Origin of the sequence: Streptomyces sp. NPDC050549, assembly GCF_040655035.1 — a bacterium.
In the GTDB taxonomy this organism is placed as follows: domain Bacteria; phylum Actinomycetota; class Actinomycetes; order Streptomycetales; family Streptomycetaceae; genus Streptomyces.
In genome coordinates this window covers 1-13,125 of sequence record NZ_JBFAJD010000021.1, presented here as the reverse complement: position 1 = coordinate 13,125, position 13,125 = coordinate 1, and the positions used below count along the sequence as shown (strand labels likewise).

Below are 13,125 nucleotides of genomic sequence, written 5' to 3'. Positions count from 1 at the left end.
CGTCACCCTAGTCAGGGTCGGCGGCGCCGTCGCATGAAATACGCCCCGCACAGGGCGCCGATGACCGCCGTGGCCAGCAGTGCCATCCACAGCGGCATGGTGACCTCGGGGATCAGCAGGCGGATCCTGGTGGCGCGGGTGTTCTCGAAGATGAAGACGAGGGCCAGGACGGCGAGCAGCAGAACGGTGATCCGGGCGGGCGTCAGCAGGCGTTCCCGCTGGCCGGTCCGCCCACCGCTCTCGGTGGTCTTCGGGCTCATGTCTCCAGGGTGGGCCCGAATCGGCCATCACGCACGGTGAAGGGGTGCCCCCGGGCGGCTCAGCCGCCGACGACGGGCAGCTCCAGTACGCCGGTGTCCCTCGGCGAGCTGATCACGGTGACGGGCTTGATCCCCCGGTTCCCGGTGTACGCGTCGTCGCTCGCCGCGATCACGAACCGCAGCCGGTGCCCCTTCGTGAACCGGTGCACGATCCCCGGCAGGGTGACCGTGAAGGTCTTGGTGACGTCCGGGATCCGGACCGGGGCGACCAGCCGGTGGACCAGGGTCCCGGTGCCGTCGGGGGCGAGGTCGTACAGCTTGGCGAAGAGGACGAGCCTGTCGGCGGCGTCGCCGGAGTTCTGCACGCGCCGCGCGGCCGGCGAGACGACCTTGAGGGTCGCCCTCGGTGCGCCCACGACGTCCGTCGTGCGGATCAGGGGTGCACCGGTCCAGCCGAGGAAGGTGCCACGGGTGTCGTACGGTGCCGGGTCCGGAAGGCCGGTCATGCCGCTCGGCGAGTTCTCCGAATGACTCGTGGGGACAGGCCGGTTGACATAGTCGCGGCTGCCGCGCGCCACCTCCGCCCGGTCGTCCACCAGTCTGCCGTCGCCGGAGAGATACAACTTCTTCTCCAGCGCGGGGAGTCGGCCGGCCGTGGCGTAGGTGCCGGCCGGGTCCGTGATCCAGTCGCGGTAGTAGGCGAAGGCCGGTCCGGTGTCCACGCTCGTCCGCCCGCGCAGATAGCGCTCGCACCAGGCCGCGATCCGCCGCCCGACATAGCTCGACTCCAAGTCGCCCCGACCGAGGTCGAGTTCACCGGCGACCGACCCGCCACTGTGCCCCCACGACTGCCAGATCATCTTCGCCGTCGTCCCCTGCGCCCTCAGGGTCTTGTACGTCGCCGTCGCCTCGTTGAGGTTGAACAGGCTGTCGGCCTGCCCCTGGACGAGGAGCGTCGGCGCCTCGACCCGCTTCAGATACGACACCGGCGAGACGCTGCGGGCGTACCCGAGCACGTCCGCCGTCGCCTTCGCCGGATAGCTTCCGGAGTTCAGCGCGCGGATCAGGGCGCAGGCCTCACTGACGAAGTGCACACAGGCGAGGGAGTTGATCCGGGTCGGGTCGAGTCCGGGCACGGTCAGGGGCTGGGTCTCGCCCATGAGGTAGAAGCCGTTGGTCCACTGCCACTTGAAGACTCCGGGCACGCTCCCACCGTTGTCGGGGTCGAGGGAGTACGCCAGGTCGTGCCAGGTGACCATGGGGACGAGCGCGTCCACCCGGTGGTCCACGGCGGCCGTCGCCAACTGGACGGCGCCGCCGTACGATCCGCCGATCATCCCGACCCGGGGATCCCCCTTCGTGTCGAGTGTCACGAAGTCCGCCCTGGTCCCGTCGTCCGCGGCGCGCGTGCCCGCGAGGAAGTCGACCAGTCCCGACGCGGCCGTACCGTCGATGTCCGGGTCGTCGAGCGAGATGGGACACCCCGACCTCCCGAAGCCCAGCCCGGAGTAGACGAGTCCGACATAGCCGCGCCGCGCGAAGGTCCTGCCGATGGCGTCCGTGGATCCGTCGGACTTGCTGCCGCCGAAGCCGTTGGTCGCCAGCACGGCGGGCGCGGGGTGGGCGCGGTCCACGCCCGCGGGCCGGTACAGGTCGGCGTCGACCGCGCAGTCCCGGCCGCCCGCGCGGACGGTGAACTTCACTGCGGTGACGGTGTATTGGTCCGTCGCGGCGGCCCGGCCGGTAAGCGCGAGGGGTGCGGCGAGGGTGAGCGGTGCGGTGAGCGCGAGAGCCAGTGCGGCATGGATTCCGGACACACGACGGGACAAAGGGGACCTCCACACTGAGGACAACCCGACGGAGAACAAGACGGAGGACAAAGGGAGTTTCCTGACAGCGGTACGGCAAGCGGGCGGCTACCGCAGCGCGGGCTCGTCCAGCGTCAACGTGCCCGCGTCCGCGTCCAGTTCGGCCGCCACCCCGAGCGGTATCGTGAGCGCCCCTTCGCAGTGCCCGAACCCGAACTCCTCGACGACGGGCACCCCGAGCCCGCCCAGCCGGTCGACGAGCACGGGGCGCAGTTTCTCGTAGGGCCCGCAGCCGGACCAGGAGCCGAGCGCGATGCCGGAGACACCGTCCAGCCAGCCGCTGCGCAGGAGTTGGGTGAGCATCCGGTCGATGCGGTACGCCTGTTCGCCGACGTCCTCGACGACGAGCAGTCCGCCGCGCGCGCCGGCCGGTGCGTGCGGGGTGCCGAGGTCGGTGGCGAGCAGGGCCAGGCAGCCGCCGAGGGTGACACCCCGGGCCGTCCCGGGCACCAGCGCACCGCCGCCGCCCGGGACGGCCCGGATGGTCAGCACGGACTCCGGGTCGAACAGGGTCGCCCTCAACTGCTCCTGGGCACGGGCGTTCTTGACGAAGTCGGCGCCGGCCGCGGCGGGCCCGTACAGGGTGACCAGGCCCAGCCTGGTGGCGAACGCCTGGTGCAGCACCGTGGGGTCGCTGAAGCCGACGAACACCTTGGGTCCCGCGGCGCGCATCGCCTCCCAGTCGAGCAGGTCGACGATGCGCTGCACGCCGTAGCCGCCGCGGGCGCACAGCACGGCGGCCACGGACGGGTCGCACCAGGCGTTCTGCAGATCGGCCGCGCGGTCCGCGTCCGTACCGGCCAGATAGCCCAACTCGCCGTGCCGGTCACGGACATGGGGTGCCACGACCGGGTCCAGGTCCCAGCCGCGCAGGATGTCCAGGCCCGCCTCAAGGCGTTCCTCGGACACCGGCCCGCTGGGCGCGACGACGGCCACACGGGCTCCGGGGGCGAGTCGGCACGGCCTGACGAGTGCGGTCACCTGCTGAGCTCCAGGGTGGGGACGCCGGGCGGGTCGATGCCGAAGACCTGTGCGTACAGGGAGAGTTCGGCCTCCAGGGCGCGGATCATGGTGTCGGCGCGGCGGAATCCGTGGCCCTCGCCCTCGAACGCGAGGTAGGCGTGCGGCACTTGGCGTCCCCGCATCCGCTCCAGAAACCGTTCGCACTGGACGGGCGGGCAGATCACGTCGGCCAGGCCCTGCATCAGCAGGAAGGGGGCGGTGATGCGGTCGGCGTGCTCGACGGGTGAGCGTTCGGTGTACCGGGCGGGCACGTCGGCGAGGGGTCCGACCAGGCTCTCCAGGTAGCGCGACTCGAAGTCGTGGGTCTCCCCCGAGGCCCAGTTGGCCAGGTCGAGGACCGGATAGATGATGGTGCCGCAGGCGTAGACGTCGGTCGTCACCAGGGAGGCGGCGCTGGTCCAGCCGCCCGCGCTGCCGCCCCGGACGGCGAGCCGGGCACGGTCGGCGGTGCCCTCGTCGGCGAGGGCGAGGGCGACGGCCGCGCAGTCCTCGACGTCGACGACGCCCCACTGTTCACGCAGCCGGTTGCGGTACTCCCGGCCGTGCCCGGTGGAACCGCCGTAGTTGACCTCGGCGACGCCGATGCCCCGGGAGGTGAAGTAGGCGATCTCCAGGTCCAGGACGAGGGGTGCCCGGCTGGTGGGTCCGCCGTGCGCCCAGATGACATACGGCGGCAGTTCGTCGCCCGGCGCGGTCCAACTCGGGCTGTGCGGTGGGTAGATGTGGGCGTGGATGTCGCGTCCGGCGGGGCCGGTGAAGGTGCGGATCTGCGGCTCGGGGTAGTGGGCGGGGTCCACCGGGTCGTCGTGGGCGGCGCCGATGACCCGGGCCCGGCCGGTGCGGGTGTCCAGTTCGACGACCTCGTGGGCGCTGCGCGGGCTGGCGCCGACGCCGACGATCCGCTCGCCGTGCACCGCGAGCGTGGAGGTGAACTCCGTCCAGGGGCCGGCCGCGTCGACGACCTCGCCGGTCTCCGGGTCGAGTACGCCGAGCAGGGCGGCGCCCCGGCCGTGCACGACGGCGATCAGGCCGCTCTCCAGCGGTGCGAACCAGCGCTGGCCGAGCTTCCACAGCGGCCCGCCGAACTCCTCCTCGCGCGGGCACAGCGGCTGGTGGTCGCGGTAGAGGTTCCACCAGCCGGTGCGGTCGCTGGCGTACAGCAGCGAGCCGTCGAACCCCCAGTCGACCTGCGCGACCGACTCCTCGGACCCGCCGGCCACGACCCGCGGCTCGCCGAACGTGCCGTCGTCGGCCACCTCGGCGAGCAGCAGCTCCGTGCCGTCCCACGGCATCCGAGGATGGTCCCAGGCGAGCCAGGCGGCCTTCCGCCCGTCGGGCGAGACACGCGGCCCGGACACGAACCGGTGCCGGTCGTCGGTGAGTTCGCGTACGGCGCCCCGGTCCTCGGCGGCGGAACCGTCCAGCGGTACGGCGGCCAGGACGCGTCGCACGTCACCGGGTCCGTCGCCGGTGAACTCCTCCAGTACGCACCACACTTCACCCGACTCCGGGCGCAACTGCGGCTCCGCCCAACGGAGTCCACCGCCGACGCGCGACACGGGAGTGAGGGGGCACGGCTCGCTCCCGGGGTCGTGGCGGTACAGCCGCTGATCGGCGAAGTCCACGAAGACAACGAGGGGTTGGCCGTCGTGAACGGCTCCGGCCCAGGGCCGTCCGCCGTACTCGATGACTCTGCTGCGGACGTTCCATGGCGCGGGCAGCACCGACTCCTGGGAACCGTCCGCGCGCCGGCGCACCAGAGTGCGGCGGCCGGCCTCGGTGGGCCGTGGTTCGGTCCACCAGGTCTCGTCGCCGACGAATCCGACGAACTCGGGATGTCCGTCGTGCGCGGCGGCGAGCGCCGCGTCGATGGGCGAGGGCCACGAGCCGTACGCCAACGTCCGCATGGTCTCCCCCACTTGTCAGGCCGTCCGCAGAAAGCGGTCGAGGACACGCACGCCGAAGTGGAGTGCGTCGACGGGGACCCGTTCGTCCACTCCGTGGAACAGTGCCTGGTAGTCGAAGCCCTCGGGGAGCTTCAGTGGTGCGAAGCCGTAGCCGGTGATGCCGAGACGCGAGAACTGTTTGGCGTCGGTGCCGCCGGACATGCAGTAAGGCACCACATGTCCCTCGGGTGCGAACTCCGCGACGGCGGCCCGCATTCGGGCGTACGTCAGTGAGTCGACCGGTGCCTGGAGGGCCACCTCGCGGTGGAGGAACTCCCAGTCGACGTCGGGGCCGGTGAGGCGGTCCAGGGTGGTGCGGAACTCCTCCTCGCCGCCCGGCAGATAGCGTCCGTCGACGTGGGCCACGGCCTCGCCCGGGATCACGTTGACCTTGTAACCGGCGTTCAGCATGGTCGGGTTGGCGCTGTTGCGGACGACGGGTTCGACGAGTCTCGACGCCGGGCCGAGCTTGGCGAGGAGCAGGTCGATGTCGTCGAGGTCGGGTTCGAGGCCGTACAGGGCGGCGAGTTCGGTGAGGGCCGCGCGGACGGTCGGGGTGAGCCGCAGCGGCCATTCGTGTTCGCCGATGCGGGTGATCGCGGCGGCGAGGCGGGTCACCGCGTTCTCGTGGTTGACCTTGGAGCCATGGCCGGCCCGGCCGTGCGCGGTCAACTTGAGCCAGGCGGTGCCGCGTTCGCCGGCGGCGATGGGGTAGATCTTCCGGCCGCCGCCGTCGTGGAAGGTGAACGCCCCTGATTCGCTGATGCCTTCGGTGCAGCCCTCGAAGAGTCCGGGGTGCCGGTCGGCGAGGAATCCGGAGCCGTCCTCGGCACTGGCCTCCTCGTCGGCGGTGAACGCGATGACGAGATCGCGGCGCGGCCGTACGCCCAGCCGGGCCCAGGCCCGTACGACGGCGAGGATCATCGCGTCCATGTTCTTCATGTCGACCGCGCCGCGCCCCCACACGACGCCGTCGCGGATCTCCCCGGAGAAGGGGTGCACGCTCCAGTCCTCGGCCTGCGCGGGCACGACGTCCAGGTGGCCGTGGACGAGCAGCGCGTCCGCCGACGGGTCGGTGCCCTCGATGCGGGCGACGACGTTGGTGCGGCCCTGGGTGCGTTCGAGGAGGGTGGGTTCGAGGCCCGCACCGGCCAGCCGCTCGGCGGCGTACTCGGCGGCGGGGCGCTCCCGGCAGTCTCCGCCGCCCCGGTTGGTCGTGTCGATGCGGATGAGGTCCGAGGTGAAGGTGACCACCTCGTCCAGGGCCCGCGCGTCGATGTCAGCCATACTGCTCCTCCACCGCGGCCGAGACGATCGTGGTGACCGCCTTGAAGGTTCGGATCCCCTCGTACATGGTGTCGCTGGTGTAGGCCACCTTCCGCTCACCGGCCCGCCCGACACCGGGCACGACGGTGGCGGCCATGGCGAGATGCTCGGCGTCGAATTCGAGGGCGACGGTGAACGGCCCTCCCCGCACCGGTTCCTGACGGACCGCCAGCTTCGCCGCCTCCTTCGCCGCCGCGCGGATGTCGGCGGCCGTCCTCGCCGGTGTCCGGCACACGGCCGCGTACCGCGACACATGGTCCTTGACGGCGACCTTCAGCGCCCCGGGCGCGTACCCGAGGGCGTCCTCGCAGGCCACGTCGTCACCCGTGACCAGGATCACCGGTACCCCGTACTCGGCGACGACATGCGCGTTGAGCAGACCCTCGCTCGCACGGACGTCGTTCAGCCACACCCCGGTGATCGAGTTCGCGAGATAGGTGTGGGCGAGAACGCCCTCCATGCCGGCGCCCGCGTGGTAGCCGACGAACGCGATGCCGTCGACGTCGCCGTGCTGCACGCCCTCCACCATGGACAGCGACTTGTGCCGTCCGGTGAGCATCTGCGTCCGCTCGTCCAGCCGCTCCAGCAGCAGGTTGCGCATCGTCCAGTGCGCCTCGTTGACGAGCACCTCGTCGGCGCCGCCGTCGTAGAAGCCGAGGACGGCGGCGTTCACGTCCGAGGTGAACAGCGAACGGCACCGCTCCCACTGCGGTGTCCCCGGCAGCACGTCGGCGGGCCAGGTGACGCCGGTGGCACCCTCCATGTCGGCGCTGATGAGGATCTTCATGCTGCTTCACATTACGCGTCGGCGCGGGAACTTCACACGAGGCGGAGAGGGGGGTCGGGTCCGCACCTGCACCTCGGCGCTTCGGGAGGGTGGACCTGATTCCCACGCGTGTCCCTCCAGCGGCGCGGTACGCGAGGACAGGGTTCCAGGTCGAGGTGCCGAGCCTCGGCAACCGGGGCCTCGTCCGGCCGTCCCTACCCGGACGAGGCAGTGCTGACGCACAAGGAGTGACGGCGATGACCAGACGTCGAAACGGAATTCCACCACGTCGTAGGAGCAGGTACCGATCGTCCTCCGCCCGCGTCGAGCAAGCGCAGATGGACGCGTACCGAGTGCTCGGGCCCGGAGCCGCCGCGCACCGCCTGGAGCATGCGGGCGAAGACATCGGCGGTGAGGTCGTCGGCGGTGTGCCCGTCACGGCGGCAGGTGCGGGCGCAGCGGCGCGCGGCGTCCGCGTGACGCCGTACAGCTGGCCTGCCACCGAGTCGGCCCGCCTGGATGCGGTCCGACGAACCCCGGGCCGTGCGCCGGGGCAGGACACCGGCCGAAGAGCGCACCGGCATCACCGTGCACATTCCGGAAGATCAGCGGCCCTGCCAGTGCCGCGACCGCATCGCCGTCAGGCTTGCACGGTGGGCCGGACGACGACGTCGCGCTGTCGGACCATCGCCGCCGCTGTCTCGGGGCTTGCCCCCTTGCCCACCCCTTCGGTGTCGGTGAACCCGGGTGAGACGAGGGTGACGCGCAAGTGCGGTCCCGACTCCTGCCGCAGCCCCTCGGTCAGTACCTTGACCGCAGTCTTCGTGGCCGCGTAGACGCCCTGAGGGGATTTCACGACGCAGGCCGCGATGGAGGCCACGTTGGCGAACGGTCGGGACATGATCCAGGCCGCCGTCACCGACCTGAAGGACGCGTGCCCGGCCACCGGGGCGATCCGCACCGACATCAGCCCGGCCGACATGGGTGCCGCCCTCGCAGGCATCGCCCCGACCTCGGCGAAGCCCGGACAACGGGAGCAGGCCGAACGTCTCCTCGATCTCACCCTGGACGGCCTCAGGACCGGTTCGTAACGCCGAGGTCGAACATATGGGCGGCCACTCGGCGCCCCGTTCATGGCCCGGGTTTTCCCCGGAGTGCTGTCAACTCTCGGGAGGCGGGCGCCGATTGAGGGCCATTGTCATGACGGCGGTTTCGCCTGTGACTGGGCGGCCCGGAGGTCGGCGAGGAGTTCGGCCCGCCCGGCGAGCACGCCGGACAGGATGGTGCGGGCGACCCGGAGCAGTTCGGCGATGTCCGGACCGGTCAGCGAGTAGTAGACGGTCGAGCCCTCTTTGCGGGTCACCACCAGGTTCGCCCGCCGCAGCACCGCCAGTTGCTGCGACAGGTGGGCCGCCTCGATGCCGACCTCGGGCAGCATCTCCGCCACCGCATGCTCGCGCTCGCTCAACAGCTCAAGGACCCGGATGCGGGCCGGGTGGCCGAGTGTCTTGAAGAACTCGGCCTTCAGTTGGTACAGCGGCGTACTCATCGTGCCGTCGCCTCCCGGTGCGGCAGCACGTCCGCACCCGACCGTCCTCGGCGCATCGCATCCACCCACTCGTCACACACCTGCGACCCATCCTCGCCCGCGGCAGCGGCGACACCGAATCCGCGCACAGGCCCGCGTGAGAATCATTCCGCTGCGCGGCGCAGGCGACGCCGGGTACAAGTGCCCCGTCTGCCGCCTGAAATGCCGCCCCACCGCCGTCGGCACGGAGGCGGCCTGCTGTCCTTCACTACGACGGTGAGTATCGCCGTCCAAAAGGGGATCCGGGTCCTCCCGTTCCGGCTGCCCAACGGCCAGGCACCACAGCCGAGCGGGCCGCAGCGCTGAAGGCAGCCGTCATCCACGCACAGCGGTCGGGCGCTCGGCCGACTGTGGCCCACCGCGCGGTCACGGCCGACAGTCCCTGGTCTCTTGCCGCGGCCGGCAGCCGGCCACGGCCCACGGCCTTCGGCTACGGCACTCCGGAGCTCAGGGCGCGGGACCGCTGTCCGCCGAAGCAGCCGCCGCAAGGGCGGCCCGCGAAGGCACAGCCGGCCTCGCAGGCGCGGTCGCCGCCAGCGTATCCGGCCGGGAGCCGGCCTCGACAGGCCTCGCCGAGGACGTGGCCATCGCTGCGGAGGAAGACATCTCCACCGTCGTGCCCGTGCGGGACGGAAACGGCGCCTTCGCGCCGGGCCGAGTCCGGCGAGGTCAGGCCCCCGGCTCGTCGGCCCGCCATCCCGTCGTACGCCACTCGTGGCGGCCCTTCACCGGCTCGCCGTGCCGTGTGCTGTGCGCGGTGAGCGCGCCGACCCGGTCGGGGTGCACCGGGATGGGCGGGCAGTCGCCAGGGGGGACGAGGGAGCCGTCGGCGGGGATCGCGGCCAGTTCCAGGCTGCGGCCCGCTGCGGCGAGACGGCGCGCGGCCTCGGTGATCGCCAGCTGTCCCTCGGCCGACCAGCCGCGAAGTCCGGTCAGATCGACGATGACCGGACCGCTGCCGCGTCCGACCACCCAGCCGACAGCACCCGCGAAGCGACGGACGGCCTCCGGGCCGAGATATCCGGAGACGGAAAGGATGCCGAGATCCTGCTCGGCGGTGTAGCGCCACTCGATGGTCATGACCGTCAACTCCCTTGCGCGGTGAGCCTGTCTGCTTCAGAGGGGGAGGGTGATCCAGATGCTCTTGCCCCTGTCGTCGGCATCGCCCCGGACGACCGCGGTGCCGCCCAGGCCGAGGGTGAGTTCCATGACGGTGCCCAGGCCGCCCGTCCCGGTGCCGGTGACCGCACCGTAGAGCGCCGGCCGGTAGGGGTGGCGGTCGTGTACGGCGAAGGCCAGACAGTCCGCGCCCGCAGCGTAGATCACCGTCACCTGGGGGGAGAGCGCGGCAGCATGCCGGACACTGTTGGTGACCAGCTCGCCGAGTATCAGCAGGGCCGGGTCGACCGTGGGGTGGCGCAGGCTGATCCCCCACTCGGTCAGCGCCCGTTCGGCGGTCTGCCGGGACAGCCGGACGGCGGACGGCTCGGTGGGCAGGGTGAGCACGTGCCGGTGGGGCAGGGCTTCGAGCCGCGTGGCCATCAACTCGCCGTCCCGCGGACCAGCCGGAAGCCGGAGACAGTCTGGGGATGGATACGGACGATCGTGTCATGGGGGCCGTACGTCCAGCCGGTGAGCGTACGGCGGTAGTGGGCGGCCTCGTTCGGATCGGTGATCACCTCGGCGGGCCCGGCCACCGTCACCGTCCAGCCGGTGCCGGTCGCGGCACGTACCTCGTCCACCTGGTACGTCGCTGTCAGGGGGACGGCTGCCGCCTGCACCGGGGCGCGCACCACCAGGCGGCCGTGCTCCCAGGTGTGCCGGCCGGGCCGGACGACGGTCGCCTCCCGCCGCGGGTACACCAACCGCCCCAGGGTGCTGCCCTCCAACAACCACAGGGCCTCTGCACCGGACACCTCGACCATGCGCGGAGCTGCGGGCACAGTGCTCATCGGACGGTTTCCTCTGCTTCCTCGGTTAGGGGCCCGGACGGCCGGGCAGCGAGCGGCGGCATGACACCGGCGCACTCCAGGTAGGTGCGGGCGCCCCGGATCGCCTCGGGTGTGGTGGCGTACTCGCGCCCCTCCAGACGCAGCAGTTCCAGCGCCCCGACCGAGTCCAGGACCTGGCGCTGGCCGGGACGTATCCCGGAGGTCATGACGGCGATGCCCCGCCGCTGGAGCTTGTCCACCGCGTCCTTGAGGACGAGGGCGCCGGTGGCGTCGATCGTGGTCACGCGGGACATGCGCAGGATGACCACGCGCACGTCGGCGACCTCGGCCAGTTCGAGGAGGAAGCGATGGGCGGCGGCGAAGAACAGCGGACCGTCGATGCGGTACGCCACGATGTGCTCGGCCAGCAGCGCGTGCTCCTCGGCGCTGTGGTCACCGCGGTCCAGGGGGACCTCTTCGAGCCGGGCCTGCTTGGCCACCGCGCGCAGGGCCAGGGCGCCCGCCACCGCCAGGCCGATGATCACGGCGTACACGAGGTCGAGGGCGAGGGTCGCGACGGCGGTCAGCACCAGGATCAGCGCGTCGGCGCGGGTGGCCTTCGCCATCGCGCGCAGCGAGCCGACCTCGACCATGCGGATCGCGGTGGCGAGCAGCACACCGGCCAGCGCGGCGAGCGGGATCTTCGAGACCAGGGGCGCGGCCGCGAACACGATCACGGCGAGGATCGCGGCGTGGGTGAGGGCCGCCAGCCGGGACCCGGCGCCGGTGCGGACGTTGACCGCCGTGCGCGCGATCGCGCCGGTCGCCGGTACCCCGCCGAACAGCGGGGCGGCGATGTTGGCCAGCCCCTGACCGAACAACTCCCGGTCCGGATCGTGTTTCTGACCTACCGTCATGCCGTCGGCGACCGACGCCGACAGCAGCGACTCCAAAGCCGCCAGCGCCGCGACCGCCACCGCCGGAGCGAGCAGGGAACCCAGCGAGCCCAGGTCGAGGAAGGACAGTGAGGGAGCCGGGAGCCCGGAGGGCAGATCACCGATCGGGGTGGCGGCGTCCAGACCCGCGAGCTGCGCCACGACGGTGGCCGCGATCACCGCGAGGATGGAGAACGGGACGGTGGGTCGCAGGCGGGCACCGACCAGCATCACGCCGGCGACCGCCGCTGCGAAGGCGATGGCGGTCCAGTTGGGATCCTTCGCGAACTCCTCCAGCGCGCGCCAGGTCACGACGAGTACCCGCTCGCCCTCCGGCTTGGGCACCCCCAGGGCATTCGGGATCTGCTGCAGGCCGATCACGCAGGCGATGCCGAGGGTGAAGCCCTCCACGACCGGAGCGGGCACGTACTGCATGTACTTCCCGGCCCGCAACAGGGCGAGCGCGACGAGCATCACGCCCGCCATCAGCCCCACCGCGAGTACTCCGGACGGTCCGTGCGCGGCGACGATCGGCACCAGCACCACCGTCATCGCGCCCGTCGGCCCGGACACCTGCAGATTCGAGCCGCCGAACACCGCCGCCAGCGCACCGGCGACGACCGCGGTCGCCAGACCCGCCTCCGCGCCCAGCCCGGAGGAAACACCGAAACCGAGCGCGAGCGGCAACGCGACGACCGCCACCGTGAGACCTGCCAGGAGATCGCGGCGCGGGTCGCGGCGCGCCTCCGTCCAATCGGTGCGCCTGGGCAGCAGCTCGACGATCCGGCCCCGGATCCGGGTGAGAGCGGACGTCATCGTACGGTGACCCTGTCTTCCCGCAGTTCGGCCAGGAGCTCGTTCCGGCCGGAGAGCATCTCGGTCAGGATCCGGCGTGCGGCCCCCATCAGGTCGGCGACGTCTCCGCCGGCCAGCTCGTAGACGACCGTGGCCCCCTCCCGCGTCGAGGTGACGATCCCGGAGCGGCGCAGGACGGCCAGCTGCTGGGAGAGGCCGGAGGGCTCCACCTCGATCGCGGCCAGCAGGTCCCGTACTGGCAGCGGCCCGTCCTGCAACAACTCCAGCACCCGGATCCGTACGGGATGCCCCAGCATCCGGAAGAACTCGGCCTTGGCCTGGTACAGCGGAACGGACACGGCTCCTCGACCTCCCCGACAGCGCCCCACCCGGGAGGCAAGTGAACGCTGCGTCTGCGGCTACATGCGGACACAGTCACTACAGCATCTAGGCAATTGCGAAATTTTGCAATTACGCATCTGACTGCCGTCGGACCGTTCGCCCCAAAACCATCGATCCTGCAGTCGGTGTCAAGCCCTCCGTCGACACCGTCGACCCGCCGGATGCTTGCCGATCACCGCGAGGACGGGCATTCGACAGCCGGGCCGAGGTCGCTTCGGTTCGGCTCAACTGGGCTCAGTGGGACGGTCGTTGCCGGTGTCCGTGGATCCGTAGCGGTCGGTCGCC

Annotated in this window: 12 protein-coding genes and 3 pseudogenes; 1 reads left to right on the top strand and 14 read right to left on the bottom strand. The window is 71.6% G+C overall.

From position 1 onward, the window contains the following. Positions 1-11: 11 nt before the first annotated feature. The 8 genes and pseudogenes from AB0I51_RS27840 to AB0I51_RS27805 all read right to left on the bottom strand — a co-directional run. Positions 12-260, bottom strand: coding sequence for a LapA family protein (locus tag AB0I51_RS27840; RefSeq protein WP_362979641.1), 249 nt, complete (start codon positions 258-260; stop codon positions 12-14). 59 nt (positions 261-319) lie between these two features. Continuing rightward, positions 320-2,089: a CocE/NonD family hydrolase gene (locus tag AB0I51_RS27835; RefSeq protein WP_362979639.1), complete on the bottom strand. Its 1,770-nt coding sequence runs from the start codon at positions 2,087-2,089 to the stop codon at positions 320-322. A gap of 87 nt (positions 2,090-2,176) precedes the next feature. Next, the gene (locus AB0I51_RS27830) at positions 2,177-3,109 is read right to left on the bottom strand and encodes an LD-carboxypeptidase (RefSeq protein WP_362979637.1); all 933 of its coding nucleotides are present in this window, start codon (positions 3,107-3,109) and stop codon (positions 2,177-2,179) included. After that, a complete protein-coding gene (locus AB0I51_RS27825; RefSeq protein ID WP_362979635.1) occupies positions 3,106-5,058 on the bottom strand; it encodes a prolyl oligopeptidase family serine peptidase in 1,953 nt (650 codons plus the stop codon). The genes AB0I51_RS27830 and AB0I51_RS27825 overlap by 4 nt, the downstream gene beginning before the upstream one ends. Positions 5,059-5,073: 15 nt before the next feature. Then, on the bottom strand, positions 5,074-6,384 hold the full coding sequence (locus AB0I51_RS27820; protein WP_362979633.1) for a M20/M25/M40 family metallo-hydrolase: 1,311 nt from the start codon (positions 6,382-6,384) through the stop codon (positions 5,074-5,076). Next, the gene (locus AB0I51_RS27815) at positions 6,377-7,210 is read right to left on the bottom strand and encodes a M55 family metallopeptidase (RefSeq protein ID WP_362979631.1); all 834 of its coding nucleotides are present in this window, start codon (positions 7,208-7,210) and stop codon (positions 6,377-6,379) included. The genes AB0I51_RS27820 and AB0I51_RS27815 overlap by 8 nt, the downstream gene beginning before the upstream one ends. A 314-nt stretch (positions 7,211-7,524) precedes the next feature. Continuing rightward, positions 7,525-7,785 (bottom strand): annotated as a pseudogene (locus AB0I51_RS27810) (sigma factor); the annotation flags it as partial. A 74-nt stretch (positions 7,786-7,859) separates the two neighbouring features. Next, positions 7,860-8,078, bottom strand: a pseudogene (locus tag AB0I51_RS27805) (SDR family NAD(P)-dependent oxidoreductase); the annotation flags it as partial. Positions 8,079-8,082: 4 nt separating this feature from the next. Here AB0I51_RS27805 and AB0I51_RS27800 point away from each other — a divergent pair. Beyond that, a pseudogene (locus AB0I51_RS27800) lies at positions 8,083-8,280 on the top strand (TetR/AcrR family transcriptional regulator); the annotation flags it as partial. Between the two features lie 107 nt (positions 8,281-8,387). Here AB0I51_RS27800 and AB0I51_RS27795 read toward each other — a convergent pair. The 6 genes from AB0I51_RS27795 to AB0I51_RS27770 all read right to left on the bottom strand — a co-directional run bounded on the left by AB0I51_RS27795 (position 8,388) and on the right by AB0I51_RS27770 (position 12,797). Then, positions 8,388-8,738: a metalloregulator ArsR/SmtB family transcription factor gene (locus AB0I51_RS27795; protein ID WP_362979629.1), complete on the bottom strand. Its 351-nt coding sequence runs from the start codon at positions 8,736-8,738 to the stop codon at positions 8,388-8,390. Between the two features lie 708 nt (positions 8,739-9,446). Continuing rightward, positions 9,447-9,857 carry an anti-sigma factor antagonist gene (locus tag AB0I51_RS27790; protein ID WP_362979627.1) on the bottom strand — a complete coding sequence of 137 codons (411 nt, stop codon included), beginning with the start codon at positions 9,855-9,857 and terminating at the stop codon, positions 9,447-9,449. A 36-nt stretch (positions 9,858-9,893) separates the two neighbouring features. Further along, positions 9,894-10,319 (bottom strand): ATP-binding protein, encoded by a 426-nt coding sequence (locus AB0I51_RS27785; protein WP_362979625.1) that lies wholly within the window; start codon positions 10,317-10,319, stop codon positions 9,894-9,896. After that, on the bottom strand, positions 10,319-10,729 hold the full coding sequence (locus AB0I51_RS27780) for a pyridoxamine 5'-phosphate oxidase family protein (protein WP_362979623.1): 411 nt from the start codon (positions 10,727-10,729) through the stop codon (positions 10,319-10,321). Before AB0I51_RS27780 ends, AB0I51_RS27785 begins: the two co-directional genes overlap by 1 nt. Continuing rightward, positions 10,726-12,459, bottom strand: coding sequence for a SulP family inorganic anion transporter (locus tag AB0I51_RS27775; protein WP_362979621.1), 1,734 nt, complete (start codon positions 12,457-12,459; stop codon positions 10,726-10,728). Before AB0I51_RS27775 ends, AB0I51_RS27780 begins: the two co-directional genes overlap by 4 nt. Beyond that, complete coding sequence (locus tag AB0I51_RS27770; protein WP_362979619.1) at positions 12,456-12,797, bottom strand: metalloregulator ArsR/SmtB family transcription factor; 342 nt, start codon at positions 12,795-12,797, stop codon at positions 12,456-12,458. The genes AB0I51_RS27775 and AB0I51_RS27770 overlap by 4 nt, the downstream gene beginning before the upstream one ends. Positions 12,798-13,125 lie beyond the last annotated feature (328 nt).